Below are 16,622 nucleotides of genomic sequence, written 5' to 3'. Positions count from 1 at the left end.
CAGTACACCGAGCACCTCTGAATACCAGGGGGGCTCCAAGTAAATAACTCAATCAGACTCATGTACTCATTTATCTTATCATAATGTACGTTATTTTAACTGAGACTTAATAACGGGTCATCGTTTACTTTATAAGGCATTACACTTTAGTATGTGCAGTATGTCCACTTTAATGCGTGAAATCTATGTCATTACTTAACTTAACCAGAAAATGGATACTCACTTTCGGGATTACCTTAGCCAGTAGTCAAGTTCTTGCTATCCCCATTGATGAGTACAAGCAACACCTGCCAGACGGCACTAACCTCGCTCTGGTTGCGCAGAAAGTGGGAAGTAACACCCCATTAATTGATTATAACGCACAACAAATGGCGCTCCCTGCAAGTACACAAAAAGTGGTTACTGCACTCGCCGCCTTATTGCAATTAGGGCCTGATTACCGTTTTGTCACCAATTTCGAAACCAGCGCCAAATTGAATAATAATACATTGTCGGGGGATTTAGTCATTCGCTTTAGTGGCGACCCAACACTGACCCGCCAACAAATTCGCAATATGGCGAATGCATTGAAACAAATTGGGATCCATAAAGTTGACGGGGACTTAATTGTCGATATTTCTGCATTCGCTAGCCACGATAAAGCACCTGGCTGGGTGTGGAATGATATGACTCAGTGTTTTAGTGCTCCTCCAGCAGCCGCAATTATTGACCGAAACTGTTTTTCTGTTTCCCTTTACCCTGCTGAGCGTGCTGGCGATATGGCGTTTATCAAAACTGCCAATTTTTACCCTGTGAATATGTTTAGTGAGGTCAAAACGCTCGCTAAAGGCTCACCTGAGGCGCGCTACTGTGAGTTGGACGTCGTACCTGGGGAGTTAAACCGCTACACACTAACAGGCTGCCTGACTCAACGTAGTGAACCACTTCCCCTTGCTTTTGCCGTACAAAATGGGGCTAGCTATTCAGGGGCAATTGTTAAAAATGAATTAAAAACTGCGGGTATTGAACTGACTGGTAATGTGAAAAAACGCACGCAGCCAACCACACAGTCACAAGTGTTGGTTAAAACGGAATCTAAGCCTCTTCATGATTTACTCAAGGTGATGCTTAAAAAATCTGACAATATGATCGCCGATACGGTTTTTCGGACGATTGGTCGCGAATATTATGGCGTTCCAGGTACATGGCGATCAGGATCCGATGCTGTTAGACAAGTGTTAAAACAAAAGGCAGGGATCGACCTTGGTAATACAGTGATGGTGGATGGATCTGGGCTTTCGCGCCATAACTTGATCACGCCAGCAACGATGATGGAGATCCTTCAGTTTATAGCCAAAAATGATCAACAACTTGATTTCATTTCCATGCTCCCTCTCGCTGGACATGATGGCACATTACGCTACCGTGGAGGCTTCGATGAAGCAGGCGTAAATGGAAAAGTTTCAGCGAAAACAGGCGCATTACAAGGGGTGTATAACCTCGCAGGCTTTATTACCACCGCGAGCGGGCAACGCGTTGCATTTGTGCAGTTTATCTCTGCTTATGCAGTTCCACAAAGCCAGCAACGTAGCCGCCGAGTACCATTAGTTCGTTTCGAGAGCCGGTTATATAAAGACCTGTATAAAAACAACTAATTGCTAAGTTTCATTCATTAAAAAAGGCGCTTTTGCGCCTTTTTGTATTTCTAAGATAAATTATTTTTGGTAAATGATTTCGACACCTTCATCGTCATCTTCATCCCAATCATCATCCCAGTCATCGTCAACGTCTTCAGCACCTGAAAGTTGCTCTTTGTGGTAATCATCCCACATAAACTCGACTTTCTCTGGCTGTTGGACATCTTCAGTCGTTGCCATATCACGAGGTTGAGTATTCATAAATTCCATGATATCCCAGCACAGTGCTTTCACACCTTCATGGTTAACCGCTGAAATCATGTAGAATTTATCTTCCCAGCCCATTGCTTTGGCAATTTCGGCTGCACGTATTGCAGATTCTTCTTCGCCTAAGATATCAATCTTATTGAAGACTAACCAACGTGGTTTCGCTGCCAATTTTTCACTGTATTTTTCTAATTCGCTGATGATGATCTGCGCATTTTCAACAGGATCTGACTCATCGATCGGGCAAATATCGATCAGGTGCAGCAAGACGCGGCAACGTTCTAAATGTTTTAGGAATTGTATCCCAAGCCCTGCACCTTCCGCAGCGCCTTCGATCAACCCAGGAATATCCGCCACAACGAAGCTTTGTTCGTTGTCCATACGCACCACGCCTAGGCTTGGTACTAATGTGGTAAACGGATAATCTGCCACTTTTGGTTTTGCCGCGGAGACAGAACGAATGAATGTGGACTTCCCTGCATTAGGCATTCCCAACATCCCAACATCTGCTAACAGCATCAATTCTAACAGTATTTCGCGAGTCTCACCTTTCGTACCCATAGTACGTTGGCGTGGAGCACGGTTTACTGATGATTTAAAGCGAGTATTCCCAAGGCCATGGAAACCGCCCTTAGCGACCATGTGGCGCTGTTCATGGCGCGTCATATCACAAAGTACTTCATTAGTGCCAAGATCGCGTACACGCGTACCGACGGGCACCTTCACTGTGATATCTTGACCACGTTTACCTGTACATTCACGGCTTTGGCCATTTTGACCACGTTCTGCACGGAATGATTTTTCAAAACGGTAATCGATTAACGTGTTGAGGTTTTCGTCTGCTTGTAAGTAAACATCCCCACCATCGCCACCGTCACCACCGTCTGGCCCCCCTTTCGGGATATATTTTTCACGGCGGAAGCTGACACAACCATTGCCACCATCTCCTGCCACGACCAATATTTTGGCTTCATCTACAAATTTCATATTTCTCTCTCCGCTTCTGAGCCGCATAACGCTGGATGGCTGTTCTACTCAGAGATGGTGTATCTTTAATATGTGTGTAGTTCATTAAAGATCAAATATCTGAATATAAAAAGCCCCGCAAAAAGTTTTGCAGGGCTTTAAGTCTGAATTAAAGATCAGAAAACTTATTCAGCTTCGATGCTGATAAATTTACGATTGTTAGGACCTTTAACTTCAAATTTCACTTTACCATCCGCTAATGCGAACAGAGTGTGGTCACGGCCACAACCTACGTTGTTACCTGCGTGGAACTTAGTACCACGTTGACGAACGATGATGCTACCTGCTAATACAGCTTCACCACCAAAACGCTTAACACCTAAACGTTTTGCTTCTGAGTCACGACCGTTACGAGTCGAACCACCAGCCTTTTTGTGTGCCATTAATCTGCTCTCCTAAATCTTAAGCGATGACAGTGATCTTAACATCAGTGAACCACTGACGATGACCCTGTTGTTTACGGCTATGTTTACGACGACGGAATTTGACGATTTTAACTTTCTCGCCACGACCGTGTGCAACCACTTCCGCTTTCACTTTAACGCCTTCAACGACAGGAGCGCCGATTTGGATCTCATCGCCATTAGCAACCATTAAAACTTGATCAAATTCAACAGTTTCACCTGTTGCGATGTCCAGCTTTTCTAGGCGGACAGTTTGACCTTCGCTAACTCGGTGTTGTTTACCACCACTTTGGAAAACCGCGTACATATTAACTCCGCTTTCCGCGTACTCGCTAAATATTTCAATTCCAGAGCACGCTATAAAATATTCACAATAGGGCGCGAATTCTACGCAAAAAAGCATCAGAACACAAGCCAATAATGCGGTTAGATGACAAAAAATACGACTTTTTTCTCAACAACCTCTTTTTAGTACTGATTTGGTACTAATTACTCAAATTGTTACTTATTTAAACATTTTTTGCATCACACCTGATAATCTTATTATTAATAATGTTATGCTAATGGTATAAGTGTTCTATTCGGTCTCCCACTTTGTTATTCAGGGAATGAACCAAAAACTAATAATATGAATAAATTACGATGAATTTAGAATCTATTATTGAACTAACAACTGAGGATATGTCAGCAGTAAACAAAGCCATCCTCAGTCAATTGAATTCAGATGTTGCACTAATTAACCAGCTTGGTTATTACATTGTCAGTGGTGGAGGCAAAAGGATCCGCCCAATGATCGCGATACTGGCAGGAAGATCCTTAGGCTACGCGGGGCATAAACATACCCAAGTCGCGGCATTGATCGAGTTCATCCATACCGCAACATTATTGCATGATGATGTTGTTGATGAATCGGACATGCGTCGTGGAAAACAAACCGCAAATGCCGTGTTTGGTAACGCTGCAAGTGTATTGGTGGGTGACTTTATTTATACTCGATCCTTCCAAATGATGACGGATCTTGATTCGATGCGAGTCCTTAAACTCATGTCCGAAGCCACTAACGTGATTGCAGAAGGTGAAGTTTTACAACTCATGAACTGCAATGATCCTAATATTACTGAAGAAAACTATATGCAGGTGATCTACAGCAAAACAGCACGTTTGTTTGAAGCAGCGGCTCATGCATCTGCTATTTTAGCGAATGCAACACCTGAGCAAGAAAAGGCATTACAAGATTATGGTCGTTATATCGGCACAGCCTTCCAGCTGATCGATGATTTACTGGATTACGATGCTAATAACGCCCAGTTAGGCAAAAATACAGGTGATGACCTTGATGAAGGTAAGCCCACGCTTCCTCTTCTTCACGCCATGCAAAATGGGAATGAAGAAGAATCAGCATTGATTCGCCAAGCAATAGAGCAAGGTAACGGCCGCCATTTGTTAGAGACCGTTTTAGCAACGATGAAGCGCTGTGGCTCACTTGAGTACACTTATATTCGTGCACAAGAAGAAGTACAAAAAGCGATTAATGCGCTAAATGTCATTGATGATTCTATTTATAAAGAAGCTTTAATTGGACTTGCTCACATCGCCATCCAACGTCATTCCTAAAACTCGCTATAGGCTGTTTAAGAAAAGGGGAAAATTATTTTTCCCCTTTTTCGTCTTCAGCTATCTGTGCAAGTAGTGAAGATAGACCATAACGCAAAATGTATTTTACGATTTTATTACGTTCAGTCTCTGTCAGTTGATAATAAGCTTCTGACCAGATCTGTAATGCATCTGTTCTTTGGCTTTGATAAGGCTCTGACGGCTCGCATAAGCTTAATTGGCCTTGGATCTCTCCTGGTAGGCTTTCAATATAATATTCAACAGCTTTACCTTGGACACCTCGCTTTCGCCGATGTTTCCAGCCCTCTCTTCTTGCCATCAGGTTAACACCCTGTGGCGAGGTTGGCAGTCCTTCTAGCCCTGCGAGCTCTTTCGCAGTGAACCACAATTTTTTCATATCTTCACTTTCACGCTTATATTATGAAACCTGCTATTGCAGCTTTACCGAATCGTCATCTGTTAAAAAAGATTTAGACTGAATATAATATTATTTTTATATAATTAATTATTCACAACTTAAGTATTTGTAAACGACTTTTTATTAATTAAATCAATTAGTGCTAAAGCCCCTTCCCGTATAATGAATGCCAAGATCACCTCACGCTCATCATTAGAGAGTTGGTTATAAGCTTCTTGCCAAATAAACGAATTGTCATTTCGTTTTACCTGATAGCTTGGCAAAGCTTCGCTAACAAATTGACCGTCAAAAATATCTATCGATATCGAACTAATGTGGTATTCCAACGCTTTTCCTTGGATACCTTTCCTTTTGCGGCAAGTCCAATTTTCACGCCTAGCCATGGCATTAATACCCTGAGTCGTCATTGGAAGCCCTTGCAACCCAACTAACTCTTTTGCTGTTAGCCATTCCTTGTACATACTGACCCTCCTAGTCCTGATGACAACGCACTTTCAGTTGCTGAAAACTATCTATACTTTCTTAAAAACAGTTAAATCATTCATTTTATTAATAACAGGAAATAATAATATACAAATCATATATGTTATTTGCATTTTAATTTCTTTTAATAACAGACAATTAAATAATTTACTCGCTAATAATTTAAGTAATTTTGTTGAGTAATTTAGATATATTACCAATACAAGTAACGGGTAACAGTAAATACGCCATTCCCAATACTAACTCGAAAGAGTTAGTTTTATTTTCAAAGTTTTATCTTAATTCACAGTTATTAATTCTAACTTTCCATTTAATTTCACAAAAACCACGATAGTTTCATAAAATAGAATTTTTAGAAAAAACCAGAAATTATTTTGGAAAATTTCTGTTATTTTATTTCCAATAACAGGGAGATTGTATTGAATGTATCACAATATCCCGTTACTCGTACCATTAACTCTACATGATTCTGAATGAAAAAAGGACTAAAAAATGATTTTACGGAAGTCAGACTGGCACCCAGCAGACATCATCGCAGCATTACGTAAGCGTGGAACAACACTTGCTGCTATTTCACGTGAAGCAGGGCTGAGCTCTTCAACTCTCGCGAATGCCCTTTCACGTCCATGGCCTAAAGGAGAATGGATTATTGCCAATTTTTTAGGAATTCACCCATCTGAAATCTGGCCAAGCCGATATTACGACCCGATAACAGGTAATTTATTAGAAAGGAAAGTGAGAGAAAAAACACCAATGGAAGATTAAAATCGAATGAAAATAGTTATAAAGCCGTGAATAATAACTTTATTGATCCACGGCTTTATCTTTTTATCATTACTCAATAAAGAAAATATTATTTCATACGCGCAAAACCGTCAGACAGATCCTGCTTTAAATCATCCAGATTTTCTAAACCAATCTGAAGTCGCAGTGTTGGGCCACCTGGCTCCCAATGTGTGACTGTACGGTATTCAGCGCAATTAAATGGAATAATTAAGCTTTCAAAGCCACCCCATGAATAGCCCATACCAAAAATGGATAGCCCATCTAACATGTTCGCAATATCAGTCTGGGTGTATTTCGGGTCTAACACGATGGAAAATAACCCTGATGACCCTGTAAAGTCCCTTTTCCATATTTCATGCCCAGGACAATCAGGAAATGCGGGGTGTAAAATTCTAATAACTTCAGGGCGTTGCTGTAACCAGTGAGCAATATTTAGCGCTCTTTCTTGGGCTTCTTTTAAGCGAATAGGCAACGTTCTCATACCACGTAAAGCCAGAAAACAGTCTTCCGCTCCAGGCAACATCGCCATGTAGTCATAAGTTTCACGTAGTTTTGGCCACCATGCTTGATTTGCAGACACAATCCCCATCAGCAAATCAGAGTGACCACCTAAATATTTTGTTCCTGCTTCGAGTGAAATATCACAGCCCAGTTCATGCGCTTTAAAAAACAACGGTGTTGCCCATGTGTTATCGATGATGGTGGCAATATTATGCCGTTTCGCAACATCAACAATCGCAGGAACATCTTGAATTTCAAAACTTTGAGAACCTGGAGACTCTAAAAAAATGGTGCTGGTATTTGGCTGCACAAGTGTTTCAATCTCTGTACCGATCATCGGATCGTAATAAGTGGTCTCAATCCCCATTTTATCCAATAACCCGTGGCAAAACTTACGGGTTGGCCGATAAACACTGTCTGGCATCAGTAGGTGATCACCCGATTTCAGTGTCGTTAACAAGGCTAGGACTATTGCTCCTAATCCTGACGGTGACAACACCGTCCCCTCTGCCCCTGCGAGAACAGACCACGCCTGTTCAAGTTGCTTAATGGTTGGCGTGCCCGCTGTACCGTAGTTAAATTCGGCTCTATCGTTGATTAAGGCATCAACCGTTGGGAACACCACCGTCGAACCACGATAAACTGGGGCATTCACGAACCCTGATTGCTTCGCAGGGTCTCTTCCAAGCTGGGTCACTTGTGTATCAACATGAAACTCAGAAACTGCTTTTTTCTTCATGAGATCCTCTCATCAACATCATTATTTATTCGAAAAACTTAAAGAATGGTGACAGACACAACAGCACACCAAAGAAAATGATAAACCACACTGTTGGGCCTTTAAATTTGTGCAGTGCTGGGACTTTGTAAACCAGATAACATGGGATCAAACAAGAAACGATACCAAACAATGGACCACCTAACTGCATAAAAAACAGGATTGAGAATCGTGTTGAAACCCAGAACCACAGTGCGATAATCACGCCTAAGCATACGCCATAGTGCAGTACCGTTTGGTTAATGCGCTCTTCAGGCATGAATCGAGTGAGAATATTCACCACAATGCCTTTTATCGCTTCTTGGAAGCCCAAGTAAATCCCTAAGAATGCCGTTAAGATTGCAAAAATATTCAATAATGCCGTCATCACTTTCACCACAGCACCTGGTATCACCTGCGCAGCAATCGCTAATGCAGAAATATTCTGCTCGAAAGCGGATACCGCTTGTTCATGGCTAATTGAAAAGGTAAACGAAAATGCAAAGAATAATACGGCGACGGCTAAAATAATATAGGCAACGCGGTTAGCCCGTATTGCACGGTAAGTCGCAATGCGTTTATCGCTTTCTAACTTACGATAAGCAATATTCATTGGGCTCAAAATTTGCACAAATAAAATAGAAAACAACGTAAATGGTAATGTTAAGAAAACATCTCGCATAAATGGGAGAAAATCAGGAAAGGCAGTGATATTCGCAAAGTTCCAATATGGCACCATGACAACACCAAGCAGCACAATAATCCCAAATTTCACAATAACCATTGGGCCTGACACTTTAAACAGTAGCCTCTCTCCTTGCGCCGCTATCGCGACCAATACGGAAATAATAATCAACCCATACCAGATAGAGTCAGATAATAACCCTTCGGTTAATCCAAAGGTTTTAATATACGAGGCGCTGTCGAAGGTCACGGCTAATGAATAAGAAAACATACCGTGCAATAGCATTAAAAAGTAAGCTATCCCTAATGCTATCCCCCAATTTTTACCCAAGTATTGCGTAATAACACTCGCATAATCATTGCATTCTTCAGATTCAGATAGCGTTCTAAGATATAAATTTTGTAACCAATAAATGGCTGGATAAGAAAGCATGGTTGCGGCAATAAACACCCAGATGCCTTTAATACCAATTTGCACAGGCATAAATACAATTCCTGAGCCAATCGCCATCCCGATACATAAAATCACCCAACCTACATCATATTTTGTAAAAGGGATCTTTTTGGTATCAATAGGATTACCTGCACTTGCCTGAATACTATTAGACATAGTCTATTCCTCAACGTTATAGATTTAATTATTAAAAAAGTTAGGAACAACATTATTTGTAGGCGTTAATTTTTCATTATCGCCGTTTTTTAATACTGGTGTGGCTCGAGCAAACTGCGATAAATTCACAATTATAGTATGCTGGAATAAATGGGTTTGATAGGGCGGGACAATGCTAATAAATAAAAACACTTTTGCGTTCAAAGCAAAAATTGACAGCTACGCGATTTTTCGACATTTAGAGTTATTTATCAAAATCGTCGAATGTAATAGCTTTAGCCTAGCGGCGAAGAAGCTGAATGTAACGCCGTCATCCGTCAGCCGAGGGCTACAGCAGCTAGAAGATCAATTGGGTGTAGTCTTGCTAAAACGAACAACCCGAAATTTTATTTTGACCGATGCTGGGCGCTATTTATTGCAGAGATCGCAAAACTTATTGGCTGATCTTGATGACTCTCTGATCAATACCGCAAGTTTCTACCAACATGCTCAAGGGCAATTAAAGATCACCTGTTCCATTGCATTTGGTGTCTGCCATTTAATGCAAATCTACAGTGAATACCGCGAAACGAATCCCAAAGTCAGTTTATCCGTTGACCTTAATGATGAGCTAATTAATTTAAATGAAGTGGATTTTGATATTGCATTACGTATTACTAGTCACCCGCCTGAGAATTTTGCGCTACGAAAAATTTGCAACATTAACTGGGTATATTGTGGTAGTCGTACGTATTTTGAGCGTTATGGTATTCCTCAGTCCCCCGCCGATATTGCATTACATAATTGCTTAATTAACCCGAATATTCCTGACACATGGCGAATGACGGATAAAGATGGTAGCGCTTATCCTTTGGAAATTAATAATATGATTGAGGTGAATAGTAGCTTAGGTTTATTAGAAGCTGCACGTTGCCACCAGGGCATTGTTTGCTTACCCACATATATGTTAGGCAATTATATTGAAAATGGCGAGCTGATCCCTGTCTTGCTGGATTATGACCCCAAATCGACACCATTTGCACTGTATGCGTTATATCACCCAGCTCATACACATTCACCGAAAATCAGAACATTTATTGATTTTTTAGTGGAAAAAATACCGTCAGATCCACACTGGGATCATTGGATGCGACAGCATGCCTCGTAGTCGTCTCATAGAAATTAAAAAGGTTGAGTTCTATAAAAAGAGACTCAACCTTTTCGATTAGGAAAAATTAATTAGCATTAGCCATTAATGAATTTTTCACCTAATTCGATATCCGCTTTCAGGACATCTAACATGTCTTTCAGCGCTTTTTCTTCAAATGCGCTTAATTTGCCAATTGGCAGATGTTTTTCGATACCGTTTTTACCTAAAACAACAGGTTGTGCGAAGAAACGTGCATGTTGGCCTTCACCTTCAGTGTAAACACACTCAACCACGTTGCTTTCACCTTGCAGACCACGAATTAAAGATAAACCTAAACGTGCTGCTGCTTGTCCCATAGACAGTGTCGCTGATCCGCCACCAGCTTTTGCTTCAACTACTTCAGTACCTGCATTTTGGATACGTTTAGTTAATGCTGCGATTTCGTCATCAGAGAAGCTTACACCTTCAATTTGTGATAACAGAGGCAGGATCGTCACGCCAGAGTGACCACCGATAACTGGAACTTCGATATCGTTGACGTTTTTGCCTTTTAATTCTGCAACAAAAGTATTAGAACGGATGATATCTAATGTTGTCACACCGAATAAACGGTTTTTGTCGTATACACCTGCTTTTTTCAGAACTTCGGCAGCGATTGCAACAGTTGTGTTCACTGGGTTAGTGATAATACCAATTAATGCTTTCGGGCAAGTTTCTGCGATTTGTTGAACAAGGTTACGAACGATGCCTGCGTTAATGTTAAACAGGTCTGAACGGTCCATGCCAGGTTTACGTGCAACACCCGCAGAGATAAGAACAATATCCGCACCTTTCAGTGCAGGTTTCGCATCTTCACCAGCAAAACCAGCCACTTTAACGTCTGTTGGGATGTGGCTTAAGTCAGCAGCAACACCTGGAGTAACGGGTGCGATGTCGTAGAGGGAGAGTTCTGAACCAGCTGGAAGCTGATTTTTGAGAAGAAGGGCGAGAGCCTGACCGATACCACCTGCTGCACCTAGGACTGCAACTTTCATTCTGAAACTCCTTAATTTGTACTTTAAAAAAATATGACTTTATTTGGTTATGCACTAAACGCATTACGTATAAAAAACAATTTCTTAACAGATAGAGAGAGAGTTTAACGCTAGAGAATTTGTTGACTAATTCCCCCTATTCTAAACAAATTCCTTATCTGTTAATGAGATAACGGGCACTTTTTTAACAAATAGTTTTTCTCACTATTGCTTTTCGCACAATAAGTTGTTTTTACTGTTCATTATTCAAGCACAAACCCTTTTATTAACAATAAACTTACAACTTTAATAAGCTAAATTCATTGATATATTATGCTAATTTTCCACACTAACAATTTAAGATAAATTGACTTTTAGCGCTGCAAATAAAACAACATAAAATCTAAAAGATGCCATTATCATTGATTATTAAATCATCATAACGCAATTTTGTTGCATAAAAATGCACTTTTACGGATAATACAACTTAGTTTAATGCCGATGAATGGGTTAATTATGCGTACTCCGTCTAAACAAGAAGACTTAGTTAAGGCTTTTAAAGCCCTACTCAAAGAAGAAAAATTTAGCTCTCAGGCTGAAATTGTCACGGCTTTGCAGGAAGAAGGCTACGAAAACATTAATCAATCTAAAATTTCCAGAATGCTCACCAAGTTTGGCGCTGTTCGCACTCGTAATGCGAAAATGGAAATGGTGTATTGCTTGCCAAGTGAGCCTGGTGTGCCAACCGCCACCAGTCCATTGAAAAACCTCGTTTTGGATATCGATTACAACCCATCAGTTGTGGTAATTAGAACTAGCCCAGGCGCAGCTCAATTAATTGCTCGCTTACTAGACTCATTAGGTAAAGCCGAAGGTATTTTAGGGAGTATTGCAGGGGATGATACGATTTTCTCTACACCAGCGAATAACTTCACGACGAAAGAGCTATACGAAGCGATTTTAGTGTTGTTCGAGCAAGAGCTCTAATTGACATCAATCGTTTGATGCCAAACTAAGGGGGAAAGTATCGACTTTCCCTTTTTTATTTAAGCCAAAGATTAGGGGCTTTACCGTGCTATTCGAAATTTTTCGCAATATTGTGCATTACGGCTTTCATTTTTTGATGCCAATTTTGTTCGCCTATCTATTTTGGCGAAAAAATTGGAAGTTAGCCGCATTGATTATGATTGCAACAATGGCTATCGATTTAGACCACTTATTAGCAGAACCTATTTTTGACCCTGATCGCTGTGGCATTGGCTTTCATCCCCTTCATTCCCTTTGGGCCGCGATTGCCTATATCATTTTACTGTTTATGCCATCCTGGAAGCTTAAAGCTGTGGCTGTCGGGTGCTTATTCCATCTTTTTACCGATTCACTCGATTGCTATATGGGCAGCCTAAAAAAAGAAATGAATAACCCAGTAACATTAAGCTGGGTGATAGACCAATGCCCATTCGATACATCAGACATTAAAAAACCCCAGCAATCTTAATGAACACTGGGGTCTATCTAGACTATTATCAGTAGGCTTAATTACTCATCTACTTCAGTTTCCGCTTTCGCTTTCAAACCCGCTAGCAATTTCCCATGGATGCCCTCAAAGCCACCATTGCTCATGACAAGTATATGGTCACCAGGCTGTGCAGCTTCAATCACCATGTTCGTCAGTGTGTCAATATCCGCGCTCCAGCGAGCGGGCTGAACGCACTTTTCAGCGATGTCAGTGACCATCCACGGAATATTGGTTGGTTGGAATAAAAAGACTTCATCTGCACGGCCTAAAGCAGGCGCAATGTCATTTTTATTCACCCCCATTTTCATGGTATTTGAACGGGGCTCTAACACAGCAATAATTCGTGAAGTCCCACCCACTTTGCTACGCAACGCTTCGAGTGTTGCCAAAATTGCGGTTGGATGATGCGCAAAATCATCATAAACGCTGACACCATTTTCCACACCACGCAATTCAAGGCGACGACGTGCATTGATAAATTTACCCAATGCAATACAAGCCTCTTTAGCAGGTACACCAACATGGTGAGCAGCTGCAATCGCCATCAAACCATTTTGGATATTGTGGTTACCCACTTGTGACCAAGAGACTTCGCCCACTTTTTCTTGCTGAAAATACACTTCAAAGTGGCTACCATCGTGGTTTAGCTTCACACCTTGCCATTCGCCATGTTCACCGCCCACCAGCTCTTGCTCACTCCAACACCCCATGCCAATCACTTGTTTTAAATGATTGTCATTGTCTGGGGTAAAGATTTTTCCACTGGCAGGGACGATACGAACAAGGTGATGAAATTGTTTTTGAATCGCTTCGAGATTTTCGAAAATATCCGCATGGTCGAACTCAAGGTTATTCAAAACCAAGGTTTTTGGACTGTAATGCACAAATTTTGAGCGTTTATCGAAGAATGCACAATCATACTCATCGGCTTCAATCACAAAAAATGGGCTTTCGCCAAGTTTAGCGGACACATCAAAATTGCCTGGCACACCACCAATTAAGAAGCCTGGCTTATAACCGCAGTCTTCTAAGATCCACGCTAACATTCCTGCTGTCGTGGTTTTACCATGTGTTCCCGCCACAGCAAGTACCCAACGCTCAGGTAATACGTGGTCATGTAACCATTGAGGGCCTGAAGTATAAGGTAAACCTCGTTCTAATACAGCTTCAACACACGGGTTACCACGCGTCATGGCATTGCCAATCACCACCATATCTGGGATCGGTTCAAGCTGAGCAGGATCATAACCTTGAATAAGCTCAATGCCTTGATTTTCAAGCAATGTGCTCATTGGTGGATAAACATTTGCATCTGATCCCGTCACTTTATGGCCTAAAGATCGCGCCAATATTGCTAAACTTCCCATAAAGGTACCGCATATACCTAAAATATGTATGTGCATTCTTTTTCATCCAATTAGCATGAGGTTTGTCACTATTCTACCCATCAATAGCAGGTTTATAAATGCATTAACCTATTAATCTTTTTTTTATTTAGTTAAACTCTCCCCCGCGCGGGGTATAATCGTCCCGCAAAACCTTTGTCAATTTTATTCAGGACCTTCGTCATGAAAACATTAGGCGAATTCATCGTCGAAAAGCAACAAGATTTTCCTCATGCAACAGGTGAGCTGACGTCACTGCTGTCAGCAATTAAACTGGGCGCTAAAATTATCCACCGTGATATTAACAAAGCTGGACTCGTCGATATTCTTGGCACTAATGGTGTTTCGAATATTCAAGGTGAAGTCCAGATGAAGCTTGACCTGTATGCAAACGAAAAACTGAAAGCGGCCCTAAAAGCACGCGGAGAAGTCGCTGGTATCGCCTCTGAAGAAGAAGACGAAATTGTCATTTTCGAAGGAGACCGTGCAGAAAACGCAAAATATGTCGTATTAATGGACCCACTAGATGGTTCTTCGAATATCGATGTAAACGTTTCCGTCGGGACAATTTTCTCAATTTACCACCGTATTACACCAATTGGCCAACCTGTGACTGAAGCAGACTTCCTGCAACCAGGTAACCGCCAAGTTGCTGCGGGTTACGTTGTTTACGGTTCATCAACCATGTTGGTTTATACCACAGGGGTTGGTGTGCATGCGTTTACTTACGACCCATCATTAGGCGTATTCTGCTTATCTCATGAGAAAGTCATGTTCCCATCGGAAGGCAAAATGTACTCCATTAACGAAGGTAACTATATCAAGTTCCCTATGGGTGTTAAAAAGTACATTAAATACTGCCAAGAAGAAGATAAAGCAACTAACCGCCCTTATACCACGCGCTATATTGGCTCTTTAGTGGCAGACTTCCACCGTAATTTGCTCAAAGGGGGTATCTATATCTACCCAAGCACAGCAAGTCACCCAAATGGAAAACTGCGCCTACTGTATGAGTGCAATCCAATTGCATTCTTAGCTGAACAAGCTGGCGGTAAAGCAAGCGATGGTGCGAACCGTATTTTAGATATTATTCCAAGTGAATTACACCAACGTGCTCCGTTCTTCGTCGGAACCGAATCTATGGTCGAAAAAGCTGAATCATTCATGCGTGAATTCCCAGACGCTGAATAATCTAATTCACTAATGCTCAGGCGGGATTTCCCGCCTTTTTTGTCCCTTTTTTTCGCCAACTAGTGAGTTTTTCCCCTTTTTGCGGCTATAATGTCCCCCACGCTATCTACCCGAAAATGTGAGCGGCTTGAAAGTCGATAACTAACACTATTTAATCAGTACGTTAATAGTAAACGGGTAAATTCATTATTCACACAAAGGATACATTTAAATGGGCCTGAACAATGTACCGGCAGGTAAAGATCTGCCAGAAGATATCTACGTTATCATCGAAATTCCAGCTAACGCAGATCCTATCAAATACGAAGTTGATAAAGAATCTGGCGCGCTGTTTGTAGACCGTTTCATGTCAACAGCAATGTTCTATCCATGCAACTACGGTTACATCAACAACACACTGTCTTTAGATGGCGACCCAGTTGACGTGTTAGTCCCAACACCATACCCATTACAACCTGGTTCTGTTATTCGTTGTCGCCCAGTTGGCGTCCTGAAAATGACCGATGAATCAGGTGAAGATGCGAAATTAGTGGCTGTTCCACACACTAAACTGAGCAAAGAATACGACCACATTAAAGATGTGAACGATATCCCTGAGTTACTGAAAGCACAAATCACTCACTTCTTTGAACATTACAAAGATTTAGAAAAAGGTAAGTGGGTTAAAGTTGATGGTTGGGATAACGCAGAAGCTGCTAAAGCGGAAATTATCGCCTCTTTCGAGCGCGCTGCGAAAAAATAATTTTCCCCTTCAGGAAATATTATTGAAGGCTCTGGTTAACCCCAGAGCTTTTTTTATGCCTTTAAACGTAAAAACGCCGGCAATATTGCCGGCGTACTGCACATTGTCCACTCAACAAAATAGTGTGTGGTTATTTTTCTTCATCACGTTTGAGCCAGTCGCCGCTTTTAATTTGGCGCAGGCCATCAACCGAATGCTTATACAGATAAATCCAAGCGTTGCCATATGGCGTTGGGATCAACTCTCTTACATAATCCTGGGAGTTTTTCTTTAGCTCATCTAGCTCGGTCAAAATCGATGGGTTGATGCGGTACACTTCGCACTCAATGGCTCCATCGCCTTTCACCACAGCGGGATAAAATCCAAGATCATACAGTTCATAGCCTTCTAGCTTGTGCTCGCCTAACAATTGAGCATAAGTCATCCAGTGATGATTTCCTTGCTTTTGTCTTAAGCTGCCATAAACAATTACACGCATAA

Annotated in this window: 18 protein-coding genes; 8 read left to right on the top strand and 10 right to left on the bottom strand. The window is 41.4% G+C overall.

The annotated features are described in order from the left end of the window. Positions 1-185 precede the first annotated feature (185 nt). Positions 186-1,634 (top strand): serine-type D-Ala-D-Ala carboxypeptidase, encoded by a 1,449-nt coding sequence (dacB, locus tag PSF27_RS16595; protein WP_206083223.1) that lies wholly within the window; start codon positions 186-188, stop codon positions 1,632-1,634. A gap of 60 nt (positions 1,635-1,694) precedes the next feature. On the opposite strand, the gene cgtA is transcribed toward dacB, so the two are convergent. From cgtA to rplU, 3 genes are all read right to left on the bottom strand, one after another. Further along, positions 1,695-2,870, bottom strand: coding sequence for an Obg family GTPase CgtA (gene cgtA, locus PSF27_RS16590; protein WP_206083221.1), 1,176 nt, complete (start codon positions 2,868-2,870; stop codon positions 1,695-1,697). A gap of 164 nt (positions 2,871-3,034) precedes the next feature. Continuing rightward, entirely contained in the window at positions 3,035-3,292 is a 258-nt protein-coding gene (gene rpmA / locus PSF27_RS16585) for a 50S ribosomal protein L27 (RefSeq protein ID WP_004905922.1), read from the bottom strand. A gap of 19 nt (positions 3,293-3,311) precedes the next feature. Then, a complete protein-coding gene (rplU, locus tag PSF27_RS16580) occupies positions 3,312-3,620 on the bottom strand; it encodes a 50S ribosomal protein L21 (protein WP_004905925.1) in 309 nt (102 codons plus the stop codon). A 335-nt stretch (positions 3,621-3,955) separates the two neighbouring features. Here rplU and ispB point away from each other — a divergent pair, with 335 nt between their 5' ends. Then, complete coding sequence (ispB, locus tag PSF27_RS16575; protein WP_206083219.1) at positions 3,956-4,927, top strand: octaprenyl diphosphate synthase; 972 nt, start codon at positions 3,956-3,958, stop codon at positions 4,925-4,927. Between the two features lie 34 nt (positions 4,928-4,961). Here ispB and PSF27_RS16570 read toward each other — a convergent pair whose 3' ends face one another. Then, positions 4,962-5,324, bottom strand: coding sequence for a DNA-binding protein (locus tag PSF27_RS16570; RefSeq protein ID WP_272681889.1), 363 nt, complete (start codon positions 5,322-5,324; stop codon positions 4,962-4,964). A gap of 119 nt (positions 5,325-5,443) precedes the next feature. Next, positions 5,444-5,806, bottom strand: a complete 363-nt coding sequence (locus PSF27_RS16565; protein WP_206083215.1) for a DNA-binding protein — start codon at positions 5,804-5,806, stop codon at positions 5,444-5,446. A gap of 514 nt (positions 5,807-6,320) precedes the next feature. Between PSF27_RS16565 and PSF27_RS16560 the strand changes: the two genes are divergently transcribed. Continuing rightward, positions 6,321-6,593, top strand: coding sequence for a helix-turn-helix domain-containing protein (locus PSF27_RS16560; RefSeq protein WP_206083213.1), 273 nt, complete (start codon positions 6,321-6,323; stop codon positions 6,591-6,593). Between the two features lie 88 nt (positions 6,594-6,681). On the opposite strand, the gene metC is transcribed toward PSF27_RS16560, so the two are convergent. Both metC and PSF27_RS16550 read right to left on the bottom strand, forming a co-directional pair. After that, entirely contained in the window at positions 6,682-7,854 is a 1,173-nt protein-coding gene (metC, locus tag PSF27_RS16555; protein WP_206083211.1) for a cystathionine beta-lyase, read from the bottom strand. Between the two features lie 25 nt (positions 7,855-7,879). Then, positions 7,880-9,166, bottom strand: a complete 1,287-nt coding sequence (locus PSF27_RS16550) for an amino acid permease (protein ID WP_206083209.1) — start codon at positions 9,164-9,166, stop codon at positions 7,880-7,882. A gap of 172 nt (positions 9,167-9,338) precedes the next feature. Here PSF27_RS16550 and PSF27_RS16545 point away from each other — a divergent pair, with 172 nt between their 5' ends. Beyond that, entirely contained in the window at positions 9,339-10,313 is a 975-nt protein-coding gene (locus PSF27_RS16545) for a LysR family transcriptional regulator (RefSeq protein WP_206083207.1), read from the top strand. 77 nt (positions 10,314-10,390) lie between these two features. Here PSF27_RS16545 and mdh read toward each other — a convergent pair whose 3' ends face one another. Next, positions 10,391-11,329 carry a malate dehydrogenase gene (mdh, locus tag PSF27_RS16540; protein WP_047756324.1) on the bottom strand — a complete coding sequence of 313 codons (939 nt, stop codon included), beginning with the start codon at positions 11,327-11,329 and terminating at the stop codon, positions 10,391-10,393. Positions 11,330-11,824: 495 nt separating this feature from the next. On the opposite strand from mdh, the gene argR reads away from it, so the two are divergent. Both argR and PSF27_RS16530 read left to right on the top strand, forming a co-directional pair. Further along, positions 11,825-12,295: a transcriptional regulator ArgR gene (argR, locus tag PSF27_RS16535; RefSeq protein WP_272539538.1), complete on the top strand. Its 471-nt coding sequence runs from the start codon at positions 11,825-11,827 to the stop codon at positions 12,293-12,295. A gap of 85 nt (positions 12,296-12,380) precedes the next feature. Next, positions 12,381-12,803 carry a DUF6122 family protein gene (locus tag PSF27_RS16530; RefSeq protein WP_272681888.1) on the top strand — a complete coding sequence of 141 codons (423 nt, stop codon included), beginning with the start codon at positions 12,381-12,383 and terminating at the stop codon, positions 12,801-12,803. A 41-nt stretch (positions 12,804-12,844) separates the two neighbouring features. Here the strand turns inward: PSF27_RS16530 and mpl are convergent, their stop codons facing one another. Then, entirely contained in the window at positions 12,845-14,227 is a 1,383-nt protein-coding gene (gene mpl / locus PSF27_RS16525; protein WP_206083202.1) for a UDP-N-acetylmuramate:L-alanyl-gamma-D-glutamyl-meso-diaminopimelate ligase, read from the bottom strand. A gap of 165 nt (positions 14,228-14,392) precedes the next feature. Here mpl and fbp point away from each other — a divergent pair, with 165 nt between their 5' ends. Next, the gene (gene fbp / locus PSF27_RS16520; protein ID WP_047756321.1) at positions 14,393-15,400 is read left to right on the top strand and encodes a class 1 fructose-bisphosphatase; all 1,008 of its coding nucleotides are present in this window, start codon (positions 14,393-14,395) and stop codon (positions 15,398-15,400) included. Between the two features lie 211 nt (positions 15,401-15,611). Continuing rightward, on the top strand, positions 15,612-16,142 hold the full coding sequence (gene ppa, locus PSF27_RS16515) for an inorganic diphosphatase (RefSeq protein WP_206083201.1): 531 nt from the start codon (positions 15,612-15,614) through the stop codon (positions 16,140-16,142). A gap of 130 nt (positions 16,143-16,272) precedes the next feature. On the opposite strand, the gene PSF27_RS16510 is transcribed toward ppa, so the two are convergent. Beyond that, on the bottom strand, positions 16,273-16,620 hold the full coding sequence (locus tag PSF27_RS16510; protein WP_206083200.1) for a gamma-glutamylcyclotransferase family protein: 348 nt from the start codon (positions 16,618-16,620) through the stop codon (positions 16,273-16,275). Positions 16,621-16,622 lie beyond the last annotated feature (2 nt).

Origin of the sequence: Providencia sp. PROV129 (assembly GCF_028482245.1) — a bacterium.
GTDB lineage: Bacteria > Pseudomonadota > Gammaproteobacteria > Enterobacterales > Enterobacteriaceae > Providencia > Providencia vermicola.
The sequence above is the reverse complement of the archived record's forward strand: the minus strand, read 5'-3'. Positions and strand labels throughout refer to the sequence as shown.